A 20,128-nucleotide genomic window follows, 5' to 3' on the forward strand; every position below is an offset into this window, starting at 1 on the left:
ACGGGAACACGCGGCGGACCCCGTACCGGAGCGCCCCGCACCGGAGCGCCCACCGGAGCCGCACCCGGCGGCGTGCCCCCGGCCCGGCGGAGCGCGCCCGCGGCGGCGGACTCCCCGCGCCGGTCGGCGTACGAACGCTTCCGGCCCCCGCAGGCCGGCCGGGCCACCGCCCTGCACGCGGGGGCCTGGTGGCTGTGGGCCCTGGGTCTTGCCACCGCCGCGTCCCGCACGACCAATCCCCTCGTGCTCGGGCTGATCGTCGGCGTCGCCGGCTTCGTGGTGGCGGCGCGCCGCACGGACGCGCCCTGGGCCCGCTCCTACGGGGCCTTCCTCAAGCTCGGCCTCGTCGTCATCGGCCTGCGCCTGGTCTTCTCGATGCTCCTGGGCTCGTCCATCCCCGGCTCGCACACCCTCTTCGCCCTGCCGGAGGTCCCGCTGCCCGCGTGGGCGCAGGGCATCCGGTTCGGCGGAAGGGTCACCGCCGAACAGCTCGTCTTCTCCTTCTACGACGGTGCGAAGCTGGCCGCGCTCCTGGTCTGCGTGGGCGCCGCGAACGCCCTCGCCAATCCGTCCCGGCTGCTGAAGTCCCTGCCGGCCGCCCTGTACGAGGCCGGGGTGGCGGTCGTCGTCGCCATGACGTTCGCGCCGAACCTCGTCGCCGACGTCGTGCGCCTGCGCACCGCCCGCCGGCTGCGCGGCCGCCCCACCGGCGGGATCAAGGCCGTCCTGCAGATCGGCCTGCCGGTGCTGGAGGGCGCCCTGGAGCGCTCGGTCGCGGTCGCCGCGTCGATGGACGCCCGCGGCTACGGCCGTACGGCCGCGGTCCCGTCGGCCGTCCGGCACACCACCACCGTCCTCACCCTCGGTGGCCTGCTCGGCATGTGCGCGGGCACCTACGGGCTGCTGGCCGCGCAGGGCGCCGCGTACGGGCTGCCCGTGCTCGGCCTCGGGGCGGCCCTGGCGCTTGCGGGTCTGCGGCTCGGCGGACGCCGGTCGGTGCGCACCCGCTACCGGCCCGACCGGTGGGGGATGCGGGCCTGGCTGGTCGCCGGTTCCGGGGCTGCCGTCGCCGGCCTGCTCATCCACGCCGGCGGTGTCGATCCGGCCGGTCTGCATCCGGGTGTGGTCCCGCTGGTGGCGCCCTCGCTGCCGTTGTGGCCGGCGGCCGCGGTGCTGATCGGCCTGCTGCCCGCCTTCGTGGCACCCGTACCGCCCAAGGAGGCATCGCAGTGATCCGCTTCGAGCAGGTGTCGGTCACCTACGACGGCGCCTGCGCCCCGTCGGTGCGGGATGTCGACCTGGAGATCCCGGAGGGTGAGCTGACGCTGCTGGTCGGCCCGTCCGGGGTCGGCAAGTCCACGCTGCTGGGGACGGTGAGCGGACTGGTCCCGCACTTCACCGGCGGCACCCTGCGCGGCCGGGTCACGGTCGCGGGCCGTGACACGCGTACGCACCGGCCGCGGGAGCTCGCGGACGTGGTGGGCACGGTGGGCCAGGACCCCCTGGCGCACTTCGTGACGGACGTGGTGGAGGACGAGCTGGCCTACGGGATGGAGTCCCTCGGCCTGCCGCCCGCGGTGATGCGCCGCCGGGTGGAGGAGACCCTCGACCTGCTGGGCCTCAACGAACTGCGCGACCGGCCGATCGCGACGCTGTCCGGCGGCCAGCAGCAGCGGGTGGCGATCGGCTCGGTGCTGACCACGCACCCGAAGGTGCTGGTGCTGGACGAGCCTACGTCCGCGCTGGACCCGGCGGCGGCCGAGGAGGTCCTGGCGGTCCTGCAACGGCTGGTCCACGACCTGGGCACCACCGTGCTGATGGCCGAGCACCGGCTGGAGCGGGTGGTGCAGTACGCCGACCGCGTCCTGCTGCTGCCCGCCCGCGGCGCGGCACCGGTGCTGGGCTCGCCGGCCGAGGTGATGGCCGTCTCCCCGGTCTGCCCGCCGGTGGTCTCCCTGGGCCGCCTCGCGGGCTGGTCCCCGCTCCCCCTCTCCGTCCGCGACGCCCGCCGCCGGGCCGCCCCCCTGCGCAGCCGCCTCTCACCTGCGGCGGGCTCCGCACCGGGCAACCCCGTGCACCCTGTGACCGGGCCCGCCCCCGGCGCCGTTGCCCAGGCTCTGCCCGGACCCGCGAGGCGCCCCGCTCCTCCAGCCCCGCCGGCGTTTGAGGCGCGGGGGTCCGGGGGCGGCGCCCCCGGCGGCGGCGCCGCACCCGGACTGCTCGCCCGTCTGCTGCGCCGCGGCAAGCCGCAACCCACCGAGCCCGCCGCAGGCGACACCGCTCGGGCCCGCAACCTCGGCCTGCGCCGCGCCGGCACCGAGGTGCTGCGCGGCATCGACCTCGCGGTGGCGCCCGGCGAGATCGTGGCCCTGATGGGCCGCAACGGCGCCGGCAAGTCCACCCTGCTCTCCACCCTCGTCGGTACGCTCGCCCCCACCGCCGGCGCGGTGACCGTCGGCGGCCGGACCCCGCACCGCACGCCGCCTCCCGAGATGGTGCGCCATGTCGGCCTCGTCCCTCAGGAGCCCCGCGACCTGCTCTACGCCGACACGGTCGCCGCCGAGTGCGCCGCCGCCGACTCCGACGCCGGGGCGGCGCCGGGCACCTGCCGGGCGCTGGTCCGCGGCCTGCTGCCGGGTGTCCCCGACGACACGCATCCCCGTGACCTGTCCGAGGGCCAGCGGCTGGCCCTGGCGCTGGCGCTGGTCCTCACGGGCCGGCCGGCTCTTCTGCTGCTCGACGAGCCGACGCGTGGTCTGGACTACGCCGCCAAGGCCCGCCTGATCGAGATCCTGCGGGGCCTGGCCGCCGACGGGCACGCCGTCGTCCTGGCCACCCACGACGTGGAGCTGGCCGCGGAACTGGCCGACCGTGTGGTGATCCTGGCGGGCGGGGAGGTCGTGGCGGACGGCCCGACGGCGGAGGTGGTGGTGTCCTCGCCGGCCTTCGCGCCCCAGGTGGCGAAGGTGCTGGCGCCGGGCCGCTGGCTCACCGTGGGGCAGGTCGCCGAGGCCCTCGACGCGGCGGCGGCCCGATGAAGAGCCCGGCGGACCGGCCGCAGAACCGCCCGAAGAACCGCCCGAAGAACCGGCCGGTCCGGATCGGCCCGCGGGGCGCCGCCGCCCTGGTGCTGGTCACCCTCATCGGCATCGGGGCCTTCGGCTGGCCGCTCCTCGCCGACCGGCAGTCGGGGCTGCTCGCGCACTCCCAGGACGCCCCGTGGCTGTTCGCCGCGCTGCTGCCGCTCCTGGTCGCCGTGGTCGTGGCGACGATCGCCGACCACGGCATGGACGCGAAGGCGGTGGCGATGCTCGGCGTGCTCGCGGCCGTCGGGGCGGCGCTGAGACCGCTGGGCGCGGGCACGGCCGGCCTGGAGCCGATGTTCTTCCTGATGGTGCTGGCCGGGCGGGTGCTCGGCCCGGGCTTCGGCTTCGTACTGGGCTCGGTGACGATGTTCGCCTCCGCGCTGCTGACGGGCGGGGTCGGGCCGTGGATGCCGTTCCAGATGCTGACGATGGGCTGGTTCGCGCTGGGGGCCGGGCTGCTGCCGGGCCCGGAGCGGATCCGGGGCCGGGCGGAGCTGCTGATGCTGGCCGCGTACGGCTTCGCGGGCGCCTTCGCGTACGGCGCGGTCATGAACCTGCAGGGGTGGACGATCATCCCGGGTATGAGTGACGGCATCTCCTTCCACGCGGGGGAGCCGCTGGCCGCGAACCTGGCGAGGTTCGTCGCGTACTACCTGGCGACGTCGCTGGGCTGGGACCTGGGCCGGGCGGTGCTGACGGTCGTCCTGACGCTCACGCTGGGCGGCACGCTGCTGCGGGCGCTGCGGCGGGCGACGCGCAGGGCCGCGTTCGATGCGCCCGCCTCCTTCGATTCCGGCGGCGCGGAAGGGCGCAGACCTGTCGCGGACGGGTGCGGGTCCGGCCACTAAGGGTGAGTCCGGGGGCCCTCGCCGGTGAGGCGGCCCACAGGACGCAGGTCACATACGAGGTCCGGTAGGAGACCCCGGGGCGGCCGACAGCCGGGTACTTGCCCTTTTTGGGAGGGTTCGGCCGGCCCGGGTGTGCGAGGCGCGTTAGTAGGCGCGGGCTTTGCCACCGCCCCGGGGCGGTCTGTAGAACTGAACGTGTCGCAAGGCGGCACGGGTCCTCACCCGCCGCCGACGAACCCCTCTCCCTCNNGCGCCTGGAACTTCTGGCAGGCCAACCACTGGTACTAAGCCGCCGGCGGGCAGCAGCAGCACCCGCAGGAGCGGGAGCAGCGAGACATACGAAGGCCCCGGCGGCCGACCTCCCCAGGTCCGGCCGCCGGGGCCTTCTGCATCCCATCCCACGGGATCGCGGGCGCTGTGCGCGCGGGGGTGTGCGCGCGGGCGCTGTCAGAGGCGCTGGATGATCGTCCCGGTCGCCAGTGCGCCGCCGGCGCACATGGTGATCAGCGCGAACTCCTTGTCGCGGCGTTCCAGCTCGTGCAGTGCGGTGGTGATCAGGCGGGCGCCGGTGGCGCCGACGGGGTGGCCGAGGGCGATGCCGCCGCCGTTGACGTTGACCTTCTCCAGGTCCTGGTCGAAGACCTTGGCCCAGCTGAGGACTACGGAGGCGAAGGCTTCGTTGATCTCGACCAGGTCGATGTCCTTGAGGGACATGCCGGCCTTGCCGAGCACGGCCCGCGTGGCGTCGATCGGCCCGTCGAGGTGGTAGTGGGGGTCGGCGCCGACGAGCGTCTGGGCGACGATCCGGGCGCGCGGCTTGAGCTTGAGGGCGCGGGCCATCTTGCGCGAGGCCCACATGACGGCGGCCGCGCCGTCGGATATCTGCGAGGAGTTGCCCGCGGTGTGCACGGCGGTGGGCATGACCGGCTTGAGCCGGGCCAGGGCCTCCATGCTGGTGTCGCGCAGGCCCTCGTCCCGGTCGACCAGGCGCCACATGCCCTGGCCGGCGGCCTGCTCCTCCTCCGTGGTGGGCACCTGCACGGCGAAGGTCTCGCGCTTGAAGCGCTCCTCCGCCCATGCGGCCTGGGCCCGCTCCTGGGAGCGCAGCCCCAGCCGGTCGACGTCCTCGCGGGTCAGGCCCCGGTTGCGGGCGATGCGTTCGGCGGCCTCGAACTGGTTGGGGAGATCGACGTTCCACTCGTCCGGAAAGGGCTTGCCCGGGCCGTGCTTGGAGCCCGAGCCCAGCGGCACGCGGCTCATGGCCTCGACCCCGCAGGCGATGCCGATGTCCATGACCCCGCCGGAGATCATGTTGGCGACCATGTGATTGGCCTGCTGCGAGCTGCCGCACTGGCAGTCCACGGTCGTGGCGGCCGTCTCGTAGGGGAGGCCCATGGCGAGCCAGGCGTTGCGGGCGGGGTTCATGGACTGCTCGCCGGCGTGGGTGACGGTGCCGCCGACGATCTGCTCGACGCAGTCGGGCTGGATTCCGGTACGGGCGAGGAGTTCGCGGTAGGTCTCACCGAGCAGGTAGGCGGGATGGAGGTTGGCGAGCGCACCTCCGCGCTTGCCGATGGGGGTGCGTACGGCTTCGACGATGACGGGTTCCGCGGCCATGAGCTCGTCCTCTCCTGCACAGCGCCAGCGCGGCGGGCCGTCCCGGCGCCCCGCCCTGAACTAGTACGCGTTCTAGTTCTATCCGCAGTCTTATGACCTGGAGCCCGGCACGCAAGGGTCTTGCACGTGCCCTGCACGGATTCCACACGCAACAGTTGGCGCGCCGACCCTTGTCACTTCTGGAACTCGTTACTACCTTCAAGCCAACTTCTGATGGTCCGTCAGACTTTGGAGTTGCCCGATGTCCTGCCCCGCGCTCCCCGACGGCTTCGACGCCACCGACCCCGACCTCCTCCAGAGCCGGGTCCCCTACCCGGAGTTCGCACGGCTGCGGCAGACCGCTCCCGTGTGGTGGTGCCCGCAGCGGCGGGGAGTCACCGGTTTCGACGACGAGGGCTACTGGGCAGTGACCCGGCACGCGGACGTCAAGTACGTCTCCACGCACCCCGAACTGTTCTCCTCGACCACCAACACCGCGATCATCCGCTTCAACGAGCACATCCAGCGCGATGCGATCGACGCCCAGCGGCTGATCATGCTGAACATGGATCCGCCGGAGCACTCCCGCGTCCGCCAGATCGTGCAGCGCGGTTTCACCCCTCGGGCCATCCGGGGACTGGAGGCGGCCCTGCGCGACCGGGCCCGAAGGATCGTCGAGGAGGCGTCGGCGGCAGCGGCGGACGGGAGCTTCGACTTCGTGACGCAGGTGGCGTGCGAACTCCCGCTGCAGGCCATCGCCGAACTGATCGGCGTACCGCAGAAGGACCGCTCCAAGATCTTCGACTGGTCGAACAAGATGATCGCCTACGACGACCCCGAGTACGCGATCACGGCCGAGGTCGGCTCCAACGCCGCCATGGAGCTCATCGGCTACGCGATGAACCTCTCGGCACAGCGCAAGGAGTGCCCGGCCCAGGACATCGTCACCCAGCTGGTGGCCGCCGAGGGCCAGGGCAACCTCGGCTCCGACGAGTTCGGCTTCTTCGTGCTGCTGCTGGCGGTCGCCGGCAACGAGACCACGCGCAACGCCATCAGCCACGGCATGCACGCCTTCCTGACGCACCCCGAGCAGTGGGAGCTCTACAAGGCGACCCGGCCGTCCACCGCCGCCGAGGAGATCGTCCGCTGGGCCACCCCGGTGGTGTCCTTCCAGCGCACCGCCACCCAGGACACCGAGCTCGGCGGCCAGAAGATCAAGGCGGGAGACCGGGTGGGGATGTTCTACTCCTCCGCCAACCACGACCCCGAGGTCTTCGAGAACCCGGACGTCTTCGACATCACCCGCGACCCGAACCCGCACCTGGGCTTCGGCGGCGGCGGTCCGCACTTCTGCCTCGGCAAGTCCCTGGCCGTCATGGAGATCGACCTGATCTTCAACGCCCTGGCCGACGCGCTGCCCGACCTGCGGCTGGCCGGCGAGGGCCCCCGGCGGCTGCGGGCCGCCTGGCTCAACGGCATCAAGGAGCTCCGGGTCAGCCACGGCTGACCCGTGACCCAGGACGGCAGGGGCCGCTCCTCCCACGCCCGGCCCCTGCCGTCCGCTGGTCGCTTTCGGACCCGCCGTTCGAGTGGCGGGCCCACCCGAACGGGGTGATCCTTACTCACAGCGGCGATCCAGCCGAAGGGGCGCCGGGGCGATGTGCGCCCCGGCGCCCCTTCGGCCCGCACGGTCCGCGGCGGGACGCAGAACCTGCCGTCGTGCGTGCCGGGCCTTCGGGCCCCGGCGGTGGCGGTGGGCCGGCCCGCGTGCGGGGCGGCGCCCTCTCAGCACACGGTGGGGTGCACGACGTGACCGGCCGGATCACGGCGTGCACGGAACCGCACCGTGGTACGGGCGGCGCCGGCCCGGAGCAGCGGCGTCACGGACGAGCCGAGCGCCGCGTCGGGCAGATGGCCGGGAAACCGCCGTGCACCGCGGCCCTGCCGCCGCCGGCGGTCGCCCGGCGGGTCGCCCGGCGGGTCGGGCACGAGGGCCCGGGGCCGTTGCGGACACTGCCGCGCGGGCGGCGCGGCGGGAGCCGACGGGGTCGCGTGCCCGGAGTCAGGGGCGCGCCCCTGCGACGGGCTCGGCCGCCGCAGCCGCGGTGGCGTCGGCCGCCGAGGCCCGTTCCGCGCCGTCTCCGCTCTGCTGCACCGGAAGGTCCGCCTGGAGGCCGCGCGGCCCGGACAGGACGTGGACGAGCCCGAAGCCGGCGGTCACGACGACCGCACCGCCGACCGCGTCCAGCACCCAGTGGTTGGCGGTGGCGACGATCGCGCACACCGTGATCAGCGGGTGCAGCGCCCCCAGCAGCTTCTGCCAGCCCTTCGGGGCCAGCACCACGATCACGATCCCGCACCACAGCGACCAGCCGAAGTGCAGCGAGGGCATCGCCGCGTACTGGTTGGAGATCGCGGTCATAGCCCCGTACGACGGGTTGGCCAGGTCCTGCGGACCGTGCACGGTGTCGACGAAGCCGAGGCCGGGCATCAGCCGCGGCGGGGCGAGCGGGTAGAGCCAGAAGCCGGCGAGGGCGAGGACGGTGGCCAGGCCCAGGGAGGCCCGGGCCCAGCGGTAGTCGCCGGGGCGCCGCCAGTACAGGACAGCCAGGATCGCCAGCGGGACCACGAAGTGGAAGGAGGTGTAGTAGAAGTTGAAGAAGGCCTCCAGCCAGGGCGTGTCCACCACTGCGTGGTTGACGGCGTGCTCGATGTCGAGTCCCAGTGCCTTCTCGATCCCGAGGATCTGGCTGCCGTTGCCCTCGGCGAGGGAGCGGCTGGCGGGGGCGGCCGCCCGGATGTGGGAGTAGATCGAGTAGCCGACCCGTATCAGCAGGAGTTCCAGCAGCAGGTTCGGGCGGGACAGCACGCGCCGCCAGAACGGCAGCAGCGGCACCCAGGACCAGCGGGCCGCCGCAGGCCGGCCGTAGGCGGTGGGTACGGGGTCGCGCCAGTACGGGGACGAGCGCGGCAGGAACGGCACCGCGCAGGCCGCCGCCACCGCGGTGAGCAGCAGCACGTTGTCCCGTACGGGCGCCAGGGCGGTCAGGTTCGGCAGCAGTACCGCGCTCGGCAGGGTCATGGCGAGGACCACGGCCACCGGCCACACGCGCCGGTCGGCGGCGCGCCGGCCCACCCTGCCGGCGACGGCGAGCAGCACCCACAGCAGCTGGTGGCGCCAGCCGGTCGGGGACACGGCGACGGCCACGCAGCCAGTGACGGCGACGGCGAGCAGCAGTTGGCCGTCGCGGGCGTAGCGGACCGCGCGGCGCAGGCCGAACCAGGCGATGGCGCCCGCGAGGGCGGCGTAGAGCAGGACCTCGGCCGGTCCGGTCAGGCCGAGGCGCAGCAGCGCGCCGTGCACGGACTGGTTGGCGAGGCCGTCGGGGGCACCGCCGAGGCCGGAGCCGCCCAGGTGGTGCACCCAGTACGTCCAGGAGTCGCGCGGCAGGGCCGCCCACGACAGGGCGGTGGCCGCGGCGAAGGCCACGGCGGCGGTCCGGGCGGCGGGGCGGCGGCCGGTCAGCCACAGCAGCGGGGCGAAGAGCAGCAGTGCCGGCTGGAGTGCGGCGGCGAGGCCGACGAGGAAGCCGGCGGGCCGGTCGCCGGGCACCCGGAAGGCGGCGAGGAGGACCAGCAGGACGGGGACGACGGCGGTCCGGCCTGGTGAGGCGGCCTCGCGGACGGGCAGCGAGACCATCATCAGGGCGGTGAGGACGGGCGCGGCGAGCAGCGCGGTGCGCCGCGGCACGGGGTCGGGCAGGCCGCGGGCGGCGACGAGTCCGATCGCGGCGACGAACAGCAGCGTCACGCAGGTCCAGGCGACCTCCAGCGAGGGGGCCGCCAGGCCCGCGAGCGGCTTGAGGACCAACCCGGCGAAGGGGGTGCCGGCGAACTGCCCGATGTCGTAGACCGACCCGGCGGCTGCGCCGCCCGGGCCGGGGAGGCCGCCGGGGAGGTGGAAGCCGCCCAGCCACTCGGCCGGCGGCACGCGCAGCACCGCGACGGCCTGTCTGACGGCGAGGGCGCCGGCCAGCGCCCACAGGAGGAGCCGCACCGCGCCGAGCCTGCTGTTGCCGCCTATGACCCCGGCATGTCCGTTCGCTGTGCTGTGCTCCGCCGCGTTCGCCACGCCTCGCCGGCCTCCCGCCCTGTTGACCGCAACCCCGACTCCGCCTGGCTGCCGCGCTCCGATACCGGCACGACGATATCCCCCGCAGGATCCCTAGGATGGCTTCCATGAGCATCGTGAAGATCAACGCACTGACGGTTCCCGCCGAACAGCGGGAGGTCCTGGAGCGGCGCTTCGCCTCGCGGGCGGGGGCGGTGGAGAGCTCGGACGGCTTCGAGTGGTTCGAGCTGCTGCGCCCCGTGGAGGGCACCGACCAGTACCTGGTGTACACGCGGTGGCGTTCGGAGGAGGACTTCCAGGCGTGGATGGAGGGGCCGATGAAGGCCGCTCACCAGGGCGGCGGCGAGGGCGGCGCGGACGGTGCGGGCGGCGCGGAGCGGCCGAAGCCGGCGGCCTCGGCTTCGACGGTGTGGTCGTTCGAGGTCGTGCAGCAGGCGGCGCCGAAGAAGGGTTGATCCGTCAGCGCTCGGACCCCGGGTGGTGTCCCGGGGTCCGAGCGCTCGGGGTCGGGTCGGCGGATCGGTGGATCGGTGGATCGGTCGGGTGAGTCGGACCGGCCGGAGGGGCCGCAGGGGCCGGATCGGCCGGGCCGATTCGAGGCGGGTCGGGCGCAGACCAGGGGCGGGTCGGACGGATCAGGGGCGGGTCAGCTCCAGAAGGCGTCTTCCTCGTCGATGTCCGCGGTGCACTGGTCGATGTCAGTGATCTTGTGGCCGACGATGGTGAAGAAGAGGCCTTCGCGGATCTCGATGCCGCGGTCGCCGCGGTCACCACGCGCCGTGTGGAAGCTCATCACGTGCCCCCGCCCGTCCGCGAGCACCGATTCCAGGTGCACCTGGAAGGTGCCCTTCGTCTCCTCTCCGAGGCGGCGGTAGAAGTCGAGGACGTGCTCGCGGCCCTTGTGGTGTCCGGACATGGGGTTGTTGCCGGGCACGTGGTGGATGACGTCGGCGGTCATGAGCGCGCCCAGCGCCTCCATGTCGCCCTTGCCGAAGGCCTCGTAGCCGCGGCGGATCAGGGCACAGTCCGGATGCTCTGCCATGGCGTTTCACACCCTCCGGGTAGGCAGAATCGTCGTTGTTCCTATCATCAGCCCGCCTATGTGGATATTCCACGCGGGAGCCCGTGCGGTAACTCCACAATGACGCCATGACCACTCACGGCGAACACCCCACACCTCCGTCCACTCCGACTCCCCCTCCCACTCCCACTCCCACTCCCACGGTCACCATGGCGTGGGCCGTGTCCCCGGAACCGTTCACGACGGGCGACGCGGTCCGGCTGCGCCGCGCCTACTACGCCGAGGTCGCCGGCCGGTACTGGAAACGCGGGGTCACCGAGGCCGAGATCGACCAGGGGCTGCTGGATTTCCCGGACGACGGGCTGGTACCGCCGGCGGGGCAGTTCGTCGTCGGCCGTCTCGGCGGCGAGGCACTCGCGTGCGGCGGGGTCCGGCTGCTCGACCCGGTGACGGCCGAGCTCACCCGGGTGTATGTCGACCGGCGTGCCCGCGGTACCGGTGGCGGGGCGGCCCTGCTCCGGGCCCTGGAGGCGCAGAGCCGTGCGTGGGGCGCCGAGCGGGTCCGGCTGGACACCCGGTCGGATCTCGTGGAGGCGCGCGCGTTGTATGCGCGTCACGGCTATGCCGAGATACCGGCGTACAACTCCGGCCCGTATGCGGAGCACTGGTTCGAGAAGCGCCTGGTCTGACCGTCCGGCGGACGTCCGCGGCGGGCGGGGGCGGACGGCGGCGGGCGGCTAGGGCGCGGCGTGGTCGCGTCGCGGTTCGGCGTCGTAGGGCTCTTCGGAGTCCGATCCGCAGAGCTCCGTGTTGATCTCCTCGACGAGCTTGACCAGGTCGGTCGGCCGGTCGGGCCCCCACCAGTCGCCGAGCAGTTCGGCGAGCGACTCCTGCCGGGCCGCGCTGAGCTTCGCGGCGGCCGCGCTGCCCTGCTCGGTCAGCACCAGCGGCAGCCCCTCCCGGACGGCGAGGCCGCGCTCCTCGACCTGGCGGGCGGCGTCCGTGATGACCTTCAGCGGTACGTTGACGCGCTCGGCGAGCAGTGCCGGTTCCGCCGAGCCGTATTTGTTGATCCGCAGCAGCAGCCAGCTGGAGGCGGGCAGCAGGTCGTAGCCGGCCTTCTCGGTGATCTTCTCGTAGACGTGGCGTCGGCCCTCGCGGGTGCCGAGGACGGACAGGGCGCGGGCGACCTCGTCGTGGGAGGAGCGCTGGACGGGGTTGGAGGCCAGGGTCTCGGTCACGTCGGGTGCGGTGACGGAGGCGCGGAGCTTGTCCTCCTTCAGGAAGCAGGCGAGGACGAAGGCGATCAGGACGACGGGCACGGCGTAGAGGAAGACGTCGGTGATGGCGGTGGCGTACGCGTCGAGCACGCGGGGGCGGAGGTCCGCGGGGAGTGCGCCGATGGCGCGGGGGTCCGCCTCGAGCTGGGGGATGCCCGCGTCGGCGGGCAGGGCCACCCCGGCCAGGGAGGCGGCCAGTTTGTCGTCGAGCTGGTTGGTGAAGACCGTGCCGAAGATGGCGACGCCGAAGGACGCGCCGATGGAGCGGAAGAAGGTGGCACCGGAGGTGGCGACGCCGAGGTCGGCGTAGCTGACGGCGTTCTGCACGACGAGGACGAGGACCTGCATGACCAGGCCGAGTCCGGCGCCGAAGACGAAGAAGTAGACGCTCATCTCCCAGGTGGAGCTGGTGCGGTGCAGCTGGTGTAGGAGGAGCAGGCCCAGGGCGGTGACGGCGGTGCCGGCGATCGGGAAGACCTTCCAGCGGCCGGTGCGGCTGACGACCTGCCCGGAGGCGGTGGAGGAGATCAGCATGCCGATGACCATCGGCAGCATGTGGACGCCGGACATGGTCGGTGAGACGCCCTGGACGATTTGGAGGAAGGTCGGCAGGTAGACCATCGCCCCGAACATCGCGAAGCCGACGACGAAGCTGATCGCCGAGCAGAGGGAGAAGGTGCGGATGCGGAAGAGCTTCAGGGGCAGGACGGGTTCGGCGGCCTTGCGCTCGACGAGCAGGAAGGCGGCGAGCAGCACGACACCGAGGACGGCGACGCCGATGATCCGGGCCGAGCCCCAGCCCCAGGTGGCGCCGAGGGAGGCGACGAGGACGAGGCAGGTGGCGACGCATGCGATGAGGAAGGTGCCGAGGTAGTCGATGGTGTGCTTCGAGGGGCGTGCCGGGATGTGGAGGGCTGCGGCGATGACGACGAGGGCGACGAGACCGATGGGGAGGTTGATGTAGAAGACCCAGCGCCAGGAGAGGTTGTCGACGAACACGCCGCCGAGGAGGGGGCCCAGCACGCTGGTCGCGCCGAAGACGCCGCCGAAGAGACCCTGGTAGCGGCCTCGTTCACGGGGCGGGACGATGTCGCCGACGATCGCCATCGACAGCACGATCAGTCCGCCGCCGCCCAGGCCCTGGAGGGCGCGGAAGCCGATGAGCTGGGGCATGTCCTGGGCGAGTCCGCACAGCGCCGACCCGATCAGGAAGAGGACGATGGCGTACTGGAAGAGCTTCTTGCGGCCGTACTGGTCGCCGAGTTTGCCCCACAGGGGTGTGGCCGCGGTGGCGGCGAGCATGTAGGCGGTGACGACCCAGGACAGGTGGGCCATGCCGCCGAGGTCGCTGACGATGGTCGGCAGGGCGGTGGAGACGATGGTCTGGTCGAGCGCCGCGATCAGCAGGCCCAGGAGCAGGGCGCCGATGGGGACGAGTACCTCGCGGGAGTCGTGCTCGCCCGAGGGGTCGGGCTTGTGCGGGCCGGGAACGGGGTCCGCGGCACCTTTGGTCGCATCCTGAGCCATCGATTCCTCCTCCGGCCGGATCAACATTTCCATCCTGAGCGGTGTGTCCGGTTATGGCCTCTCGGACGGTTGGGAGGGGCGCGGAGGGTCTGCATAATCGCAGGCAATGGCCAGGGAGGGAGTCCCCAGTGAACGGTGAGCACTGTCCGAATTGCGACGCCGCCGGCGCCGCCTGCGGGTGTGCACCGGGTGTGGCTTTCAACCCTCTGCGCATCCGTCCGTACGTGACGTTGTCCGATCCCGGTGAGCTTGCCGCCGAGGCCGCGCCGCCGTTCCCGCAGCCGGTGGCCGGAGCGGTGTCCCCGCCGGAGGCCTCGGCGCGGCCGCTGCGCGCGCAGGACGACACCCCGGCGTACGGGATGCCCGTGGCGCCCGCCGCCGGGCAGTGGCAGGACGGCCCGTGGCAGGCGGGGTCGGCGCCTGCGCCGCACCCGGCGGACACGGTCCAGCTCCACGCGGTCCCGGCGGCGGTCACCGCACCCGGCGCAGGAGGCGGCGGGGGCGGGGGCCCGGAGGAGCGGTCCGGTTCCGCTGCCCGCCGGCGGCGGCTGGCCGTGCTGGCCGGAGCCGCGGCGGCGGTGGCCCTCAGCGGGACGGCCGTGGCGGTGTGGGTACTGCCCGCCTCCCCTGAGAGCGATACGACGCTGCTGGACGCGAAGGTTTCGGCGCCTGCGGTGAGCGCGGCTCCGGTCGTGCCGTCGGGCAGCCCGAGTGGGGTCAGCGCGTCGCCGTCGGCTTCCGCGTCGCCGAGCGCCTCGAAGTCGGCGTCGCCGTCCGCGTCCCCGTCGCCGAGCGCGTCCCGTTCCGCTTCGTCCGCGCCCCCGTCGCCGAGCGCGTCGCCGGGCGTGAGCCGTTCCGCCAGCCCGACGCCCGCGCAGGCCCCGGTCCTGCGTTACGGGGATTCGGGTCCGGAGGTGGAGAAGCTCCAGCGGCTGCTGGCGGCAGAGGGCCTGTACCGGGGCAGGTTCCACGGAAGGTTCGACTCGCGGGTCGAGGACGCACTGTCGACGTTCCAGTTCTACAACGGGATCGACGACCAGGAGTGGGGCGTCTACGGGCCCCTCACCCGCAAGGCGCTGGAGGGGTAGCCCGGCACGGGGAGAGGGGCGTCGGACGTCGGGGCGACGGGGGTCACATGTCCGCGAGTGGCGCAGTCGGCCCCACGTTTTGTATCGTGATGGAACAAAGTGGTTCCGTCCTCACTCCCTGACCGGTGGACGGAACCACTTGTTCTCTTTTCCCGCCCGTCTGGAGCCCCGTCGATGCCGGCCAGCACCACCACGACCACCGCACCCGTAGCCCTCACCGCCAAGGCCCTGCTCCTTGACATGGACGGCACGATCGTCAACTCCGACGCGGTGGTCGAACGCTGCTGGCGCGACTGGGCCCTCTCCCACGGGCTGGACCCGCAGGAAGCCCTGAAGGTGGTCCACGGCCGCCAGGGCTACGCCACCATGGCCGTGCTCCTGCCGGACCGCCCCATGGAGATCAACCTCGCCGAGAACGCGGAGATGCTGGCCCGGGAGACGGCCGACACCGACGGCGTGGTCCCGGTCGCGGGGGCGCCGGACTTCATGGCCGCGATCGGCGGTCTGCCGCACGCCCTGGTCACGTCCGCCGACGCCGCGCTGGCCACCGCCCGGATGACGGCCGCCGCGCTCCCGATGCCCGTGGTGCGGGTCACGGCCGAGTCCGTCGGAGCCAGCAAGCCGGACCCCGAGGGCTTCCTCAAGGGCGCCGCCGCGCTGGGCATGGACCCGGCCGACTGCATCGTCTTCGAGGACTCGGCCGCGGGCATAGCCGCCGGCCGGGCGGCGGGCATGCGCGTGATCGGCGTGGGCCCCCGCGCCGCCGCGCACGGCCCGACGGTGCACGTCCCGGACCTGACGTCCCTCGACGTCACGGCCGAGGCCGACGGCTCGATCCGCATCACCGTGCGGCCGCGGCCCCAGGACGCACCCGCGCAGTAGGGCCGGCCCCGCAGCCGGCGGGCCTTCGGGGCGCGCGTCCCGGAGCCCACTCCGCCGCCACCTCCCCGCGCACCTCGGAGCGGAGGCGCCGGAGTCCACACGGCGGGGCCCGATATCTGTCCGCCGCGGGGCAGGCCGCTGGAGACGGCCGCCGGCCGGGCGCGCGGAGACCGCTGCGCTGTTCGAGATGGTTCCTGATCACGCCGGGCAGGGTGTTCCCGCCGGCCCCTGCGTTGCGCCGGGCCGAGCCGGGCCGGGCCGGCGGCCTACTGCCCCACGCGCCCGTCGATGCGTTCCCGCAGGAAGTCCGCGTGCCCGTTGTGGCGGGCGTACTCCTCGATCATGTGGACCAGCACCTCGCGGAGCTCCATCGGCTCGCCGCCGCAGTCGCCCGTGACGTCCATGCCGGGGGCCTGGGCGACGAGCTGTTCCGCGAAGGCGACCTCGGCCCGCCAGGTCGCCCACGCGTCCGCGACCAGTTCCGGGTCGGCCGCCGCGCCGGTGAACTCCCCGGCGGGTTCCTCCTGCGAGCGGTAGTGCCTGCGTACGTCCTGGCCCGCCATGACCTGCCGGAACCAGTACTGCTCGACACCCGCGAGGTGGCGCAGGAGTCCCAGCAGGGACAGGTCGGACGGCTCCACGGAGCGCCGCGCGAGGGCCTCCGCGTCGAGGCCCTGGCACTTGAGCTCCAGCGTCAGCCGCTGGTCGGTGAGATACCCGGTGAGCACGTCCCGCTCGCCGCGGAAGCCCCCGTCGGCGCGCGGGTCCGCGTCGGGGTCGACGAACATGTTGGACCAGCCGAAACGGCGGTCCGGGGCGGGCTCGGGGCCGGAGCCGGCGCCCGGGGAGGGGCCGGGGCCGGTGGAGGGGGTCGAGTCGATCACGCGCAGAGCGTGCCGCCCGGACGCGCCGTCCGCAACGGAGTTTCCGCCTCCGGACCCCGGCGGCCGGCCACGCCCTCCCCCGCCGCCTGCCGCGGCCCGCTCACGCCTCGCAGCCGGCCCAGCCCGACCGGGCGGCCCGGCCCGTCCGGCCCGCCCGAGCGGCCCAGGCGGCTCAGCCCGCGACGGCCTCGTACAGCGAGAACACGGCCAGCGCCGCCATCACGGCGGCCGCGATCTTGGTGATGAGTCGCAGCGGTACGTACTTCATGAGGGTGCGGCCGCCCAGGATGCCGATACCGGCGACCGCCCACAGCGCCAGCACCGCGCCGATGCCGACCGAGACGGGGTCGTCGTACCGTGCCGCCAGGTTGGCGGTCATGATCTGGGTCAGGTCTCCGAATTCCGCCACCAGGATCAGCATGAAGCCGGCTCCCGAGACCTTCCAGAAGGACTGGTCGGCGGGCGGCTTGATCTCCTCGTCGCCGTCGTTCTTCTTCAGCAGCAGCATGGCCGCGCCCAGGAGGAAGAGGATGCCGACGACGGCCTGGACGAGGCGGTGCGGGAGCAGGGTGAGCACGCTGCCGGCGGCGATGGCGAGCGCGACGTGCACGGCGAAGGCGGCGGCGACGCCCGCGAAGACGTAGGAGGCGCGGTAGCGCGTGCCGAGCATCAGGCCGGCGAGGGCCGTCTTGTCGGGGAGTTCGGCAAGGAAGACGACGCCGAAGGCGATCGCCGTGATGCTGAAGCTGAACACGGGGGTGGAACCTCAATCGGTCGGGCAGGACGCCATCGGTACCGAGAGACCTGGGATGTGTCAGGGGTCGCTTCGGCTCGGCGGCGCCCTGGCGTGCGCGTGCGCGTACGGAACGCGCCCACGACGGGACAGGACACTGCGGCCGAAGGTCTCGCTGGCCTGCCGCTGCTGCTGTGCGGCCTGCCTCCGGGCGCCGGCTGGGTGACCCAGCAGTATGTCGACGGTCCGGCGAAGAGCTACTCCCCTTCTGCTCCGAACAGAGTACGCGACGCCGACGACCGGCCGGAATGGGCCTTTGGTCCTGCCCTGTACCGCCCTGCCCCCCGCCCCGCTCCCGCACCCGCCTCCCCACGACTGCGGAATCTCAACTTCCATTTAAATCCGGGGCCTTGCGTGGCTTGATGTGACGTGCTCATGTCGCCACGCTGTCACCTGGCGCCCATCCCCTCGCAACCCGAGGGCGCCAGCATGGCCACGCCCCGCCGGGGCGAATCGGCCTGACCCCCCGCACCCAGGGAGCCCCCATGGCACTCACACCCCACGTCTACGCGCGTCGCCTTGGCGTGCTCGCGTCAGTGGCCTCGCTCGCCGCGCTCACCTCCCTCCTGAACGCCCCGACCGCCCAGGCCGCCCCTCCCACCCCGATCAGCGCCTCGGCCGCCCGCGCTTACCTGGCCACGGTCACCCCGAAGACAGAAGGATCCACCAGCGGGTACAGCCGCGACCTCTTCCCGCACTGGAGCACCGTCTCCGGCACCTGCAACACCCGCGAGACCGTGCTCAAGCGGGACGGGGTGAACGTCGTCCAGGACTCCGCCTGCGCCGCGGTGAGCGGCAGCTGGTACTCGGAGTACGACGGCGCCACCTGGACGGCCGCCTCCGACATCGACATCGACCATGTCGTCCCGCTCGCCGAGGCCTGGCGTTCCGGCGCCTCCTCCTGGACCACGTCCAAGCGCCAGCAGTTCGCCAACGACCTCACCCGCCCGCAGCTCATCGCGGTCACCGACAACGTCAACCAGGCCAAGGGCGACCTCGACCCCGGCAAGTGGCTGCCGCCGCGGACGGCCTACCGCTGTACGTACGCGCGCATGTGGGTCGGCGTGAAGCAGTACTGGGGCCTGAGCATGGACTCGGGCGAGAAGACTGCCCTGGTCAACGTGCTGAACGGCTGCTGACCGACCTGACCGGCGGCTGACCGGGCGCCGACCGGCGACGGGCGGGCGTCGGCCCGTCGCCGGTCGGACCGGCCGCCGGCGCGCCCCGCCCGCCCCACCGGTCGATCTTTCCCCCGCCAGGGGGAGGCGTGGCTCCCCCTCTCCGTCGTACCGTGATCGAAGGGGCTAAGGAGGAGGGGGAGTTGCATGGCCGGATTGCGTCTGGGGCCGCTGCTGCGCCACGTCGACTGGGAGACGGGCGGATCGGCCACCGTATGGGTGGAGGCGGACCGCCCGTGCACGGCCGAAGTGCGGTGCACGGGCGGGGCCGGCGGCAGCGCGCGGACCTTCCAGATAGCCGGCCACCACTATGCGCTGGTGCCGGTGACCGGGCTGACCCCGGGCACCACGACGCCGTATGAGGTGCTGCTCGACGGCCGGCAGGTGTGGCCGCTGCCCGACAGCGGCTTCCCGCCGAGCACGATCACCACTCCGGCCGTGGCGGGACCGGGCCGGCCCGGGCGCGGACCCGGGCTGCGCATCACCTTCGGCTCCTGCCGGCAGGCCGCGCCCCCCGCCGGCCGGCGGGGGCCGCACGGGCCGGACGCGCTCGACACCCTCGCGGCGCGGCTGGCCGCCGACCCGGAGGCGGAGCGGCCGGACCTCCTGCTCCTGCTCGGCGACCAGGTGTACGCGGACGCCCTGTCGCGGGAGACCAGGCAGTGGCTGGCCGCCCGACGGGATCTGCGGGAGGCGCCCGGCGCCCAGGTCGCGGACTACGAGGAGTACACCCGGCTCTACTACGAGTCGTGGCTCGACCCGGAGATCCGCTGGCTGCTGTCGACAGTGCCGAGCCTGCACATGTTCGACGACCACGACGTCATCGACGACTGGAACACGAGCGCGGCGTGGCTCGCGGAGATGCGGGCGACCCCGTGGTGGCGGGAGCGCGTCCTCAGCGGTTTGATGTCGTACTGGGTGTACCAGCACCTGGGCAATCTCTCGGCCGCCGAGCTGGCGGCGGACGAACTGTACGCAGCGGTCCGCGAGGACCCCGACGGCACGGACGCGCTACGGGCCTTCGCGTCCGCGGCGGACGCCGATCCGGCCACGGTGCGCTGGAGCTACCGGCGGGACTTCGGGCGGACCCGGTTGCTGATGGTGGACACGCGGGCCGCCCGGGTACTGGCCGAGGACGGGCGGGCCATGCTCGATCCGGCGGAGCAGCAGTGGCTGCGGGACAACGCCCTCGCCGGACACGGGGGCTACGACCACCTGCTGATCGGGTCCTCGCTGCCCTGGCTGATGCCGCCGCTGATCCATGACGCGGAGACGTGGAATGCGGCGCTGTGCCGCGGGGAGCGCGGGCCGCGGTGGGCTCGCATCGGCGAGGACCTGCGGCGGCGCAGCGATCTGGAGCACTGGGCGGCGTTCCCGGCGTCGTTCGCGGCGCTGACGGATCTGATCGAGGAGGTGGGTACGGGGCCCCGGGCGCCTGCGACGGTGTGCGTGCTGTCGGGGGACGTGCACCACGCGTATGTGGCCGAGCCTCGAATACCCAGTACGGCGCGGGTGTTCCAGCTGACGTGCTCGCCCGTTCACAATTCCATTCACACCGTGGTCAAGTGGGGGTTCCGGCTGGGCTGGTCGCGGACGGGCCGGTGGCTGGGACGCGGCTTCTCCCTGCACGGGCGGACGGGGCGGCCGCCGCTGAACTGGCGGCGTACGGGGGGTCCCTGGTTCGGGAACCAGCTGATGACGCTGGCGTTGTCCGGGCGGACGGCGCGGCTGCGACTGGACCAGGCGCGCAAGAAGCGTGGGCGGGCCGGGTTGGTGACGGTGCTGGACCGGGAGCTGACGGCGGCGCAATAGC

At 73.3% G+C, this 20,128-nt stretch carries 16 protein-coding genes; 10 read left to right on the forward strand and 6 right to left on the reverse strand.

All coding sequences use genetic code 11. The features are described 5' to 3' along the window. Positions 1-72: 72 nt before the first annotated feature. The 3 genes from AVW11_RS07370 to AVW11_RS07380 are packed head-to-tail and all read left to right on the forward strand — an operon-like array spanning position 73 to position 3,934. A complete protein-coding gene (locus tag AVW11_RS07370) occupies positions 73-1,233 on the forward strand; it encodes an energy-coupling factor transporter transmembrane component T (protein ID WP_076043565.1) in 1,161 nt (386 codons plus the stop codon). Further along, positions 1,230-3,038, forward strand: coding sequence for an ABC transporter ATP-binding protein (locus AVW11_RS07375; protein WP_076043566.1), 1,809 nt, complete (start codon positions 1,230-1,232; stop codon positions 3,036-3,038). The genes AVW11_RS07370 and AVW11_RS07375 overlap by 4 nt, the downstream gene beginning before the upstream one ends. Beyond that, positions 3,035-3,934: an ECF transporter S component gene (locus tag AVW11_RS07380; RefSeq protein ID WP_060178301.1), complete on the forward strand. Its 900-nt coding sequence runs from the start codon at positions 3,035-3,037 to the stop codon at positions 3,932-3,934. The genes AVW11_RS07375 and AVW11_RS07380 overlap by 4 nt, the downstream gene beginning before the upstream one ends. Positions 3,935-4,381: 447 nt before the next feature. Here the strand turns inward: AVW11_RS07380 and AVW11_RS07385 are convergent, their stop codons facing one another. After that, positions 4,382-5,551 (reverse strand): steroid 3-ketoacyl-CoA thiolase, encoded by a 1,170-nt coding sequence (locus AVW11_RS07385; RefSeq protein WP_030841339.1) that lies wholly within the window; start codon positions 5,549-5,551, stop codon positions 4,382-4,384. Positions 5,552-5,792: 241 nt separating this feature from the next. Between AVW11_RS07385 and AVW11_RS07390 the strand changes: the two genes are divergently transcribed. Continuing rightward, entirely contained in the window at positions 5,793-7,037 is a 1,245-nt protein-coding gene (locus AVW11_RS07390) for a cytochrome P450 (protein WP_076043567.1), read from the forward strand. Between the two features lie 555 nt (positions 7,038-7,592). Here the strand turns inward: AVW11_RS07390 and AVW11_RS07395 are convergent. Next, the gene (locus AVW11_RS07395) at positions 7,593-9,662 is read right to left on the reverse strand and encodes a phosphatase PAP2 family protein (RefSeq protein ID WP_076043568.1); all 2,070 of its coding nucleotides are present in this window, start codon (positions 9,660-9,662) and stop codon (positions 7,593-7,595) included. 107 nt (positions 9,663-9,769) lie between these two features. Between AVW11_RS07395 and AVW11_RS07400 the strand changes: the two genes are divergently transcribed. After that, a complete protein-coding gene (locus AVW11_RS07400) occupies positions 9,770-10,117 on the forward strand; it encodes an antibiotic biosynthesis monooxygenase family protein (protein WP_076043601.1) in 348 nt (115 codons plus the stop codon). Between the two features lie 191 nt (positions 10,118-10,308). Here AVW11_RS07400 and AVW11_RS07405 read toward each other — a convergent pair whose 3' ends face one another. Then, positions 10,309-10,704: a nuclear transport factor 2 family protein gene (locus AVW11_RS07405; protein ID WP_030841331.1), complete on the reverse strand. Its 396-nt coding sequence runs from the start codon at positions 10,702-10,704 to the stop codon at positions 10,309-10,311. Positions 10,705-10,892: 188 nt separating this feature from the next. Between AVW11_RS07405 and AVW11_RS07410 the strand changes: the two genes are divergently transcribed. Beyond that, positions 10,893-11,372: a GNAT family N-acetyltransferase gene (locus tag AVW11_RS07410; RefSeq protein WP_030841328.1), complete on the forward strand. Its 480-nt coding sequence runs from the start codon at positions 10,893-10,895 to the stop codon at positions 11,370-11,372. Between the two features lie 48 nt (positions 11,373-11,420). Here AVW11_RS07410 and AVW11_RS07415 read toward each other — a convergent pair whose 3' ends face one another. Next, positions 11,421-13,490 carry an MDR family MFS transporter gene (locus tag AVW11_RS07415; protein WP_076043602.1) on the reverse strand — a complete coding sequence of 690 codons (2,070 nt, stop codon included), beginning with the start codon at positions 13,488-13,490 and terminating at the stop codon, positions 11,421-11,423. A 191-nt stretch (positions 13,491-13,681) separates the two neighbouring features. On the opposite strand from AVW11_RS07415, the gene AVW11_RS37085 reads away from it, so the two are divergent. Both AVW11_RS37085 and AVW11_RS07425 read left to right on the forward strand, forming a co-directional pair. After that, entirely contained in the window at positions 13,682-14,578 is an 897-nt protein-coding gene (locus tag AVW11_RS37085) for a peptidoglycan-binding domain-containing protein (protein WP_076043569.1), read from the forward strand. Positions 14,579-14,752: 174 nt separating this feature from the next. Next, complete coding sequence (locus AVW11_RS07425; protein WP_076043570.1) at positions 14,753-15,460, forward strand: HAD-IA family hydrolase; 708 nt, start codon at positions 14,753-14,755, stop codon at positions 15,458-15,460. Positions 15,461-15,726: 266 nt separating this feature from the next. On the opposite strand, the gene AVW11_RS07430 is transcribed toward AVW11_RS07425, so the two are convergent. After that, a complete protein-coding gene (locus AVW11_RS07430) occupies positions 15,727-16,248 on the reverse strand; it encodes a DinB family protein (protein ID WP_079250552.1) in 522 nt (173 codons plus the stop codon). A gap of 268 nt (positions 16,249-16,516) precedes the next feature. Beyond that, positions 16,517-17,098, reverse strand: a complete 582-nt coding sequence (locus tag AVW11_RS07435; protein WP_060178119.1) for a TMEM165/GDT1 family protein — start codon at positions 17,096-17,098, stop codon at positions 16,517-16,519. Positions 17,099-17,622: 524 nt separating this feature from the next. Between AVW11_RS07435 and AVW11_RS07440 the strand changes: the two genes are divergently transcribed. Both AVW11_RS07440 and AVW11_RS07445 read left to right on the forward strand, forming a co-directional pair. Continuing rightward, on the forward strand, positions 17,623-18,276 hold the full coding sequence (locus AVW11_RS07440) for an HNH endonuclease family protein (protein ID WP_076043571.1): 654 nt from the start codon (positions 17,623-17,625) through the stop codon (positions 18,274-18,276). 186 nt (positions 18,277-18,462) lie between these two features. Further along, positions 18,463-20,127, forward strand: a complete 1,665-nt coding sequence (locus AVW11_RS07445) for an alkaline phosphatase D family protein (RefSeq protein ID WP_076043572.1) — start codon at positions 18,463-18,465, stop codon at positions 20,125-20,127. Position 20,128 lies beyond the last annotated feature (1 nt).

It is taken from the genome of Streptomyces amritsarensis, from assembly GCF_001953875.1.
In the GTDB taxonomy this organism is placed as follows: Bacteria; Actinomycetota; Actinomycetes; order Streptomycetales; family Streptomycetaceae; genus Streptomyces; species Streptomyces amritsarensis.

Coding starts and splice junctions, on each gene's coding strand:
- AVW11_RS07380 (WP_060178301.1), top strand. CDS start 3,035: ATGAAGAGCCCGGCGGACCGGCCGCAGAACCGCCCGAAGAACCGCCCG.
- AVW11_RS07385 (WP_030841339.1), bottom strand. CDS start 5,551: ATGGCCGCGGAACCCGTCATCGTCGAAGCCGTACGCACCCCCATCGGC.
- AVW11_RS07390 (WP_076043567.1), top strand. CDS start 5,793: ATGTCCTGCCCCGCGCTCCCCGACGGCTTCGACGCCACCGACCCCGAC.
- AVW11_RS07400 (WP_076043601.1), top strand. CDS start 9,770: ATGAGCATCGTGAAGATCAACGCACTGACGGTTCCCGCCGAACAGCGG.
- AVW11_RS07405 (WP_030841331.1), bottom strand. CDS start 10,704: ATGGCAGAGCATCCGGACTGTGCCCTGATCCGCCGCGGCTACGAGGCC.
- AVW11_RS07410 (WP_030841328.1), top strand. CDS start 10,893: ATGGCGTGGGCCGTGTCCCCGGAACCGTTCACGACGGGCGACGCGGTC.
- AVW11_RS07415 (WP_076043602.1), bottom strand. CDS start 13,490: ATGGCTCAGGATGCGACCAAAGGTGCCGCGGACCCCGTTCCCGGCCCG.
- AVW11_RS07425 (WP_076043570.1), top strand. CDS start 14,753: ATGCCGGCCAGCACCACCACGACCACCGCACCCGTAGCCCTCACCGCC.
- AVW11_RS07430 (WP_079250552.1), bottom strand. CDS start 16,248: ATGTTCGTCGACCCCGACGCGGACCCGCGCGCCGACGGGGGCTTCCGC.
- AVW11_RS07440 (WP_076043571.1), top strand. CDS start 17,623: ATGGCACTCACACCCCACGTCTACGCGCGTCGCCTTGGCGTGCTCGCG.
- AVW11_RS07445 (WP_076043572.1), top strand. CDS start 18,463: ATGGCCGGATTGCGTCTGGGGCCGCTGCTGCGCCACGTCGACTGGGAG.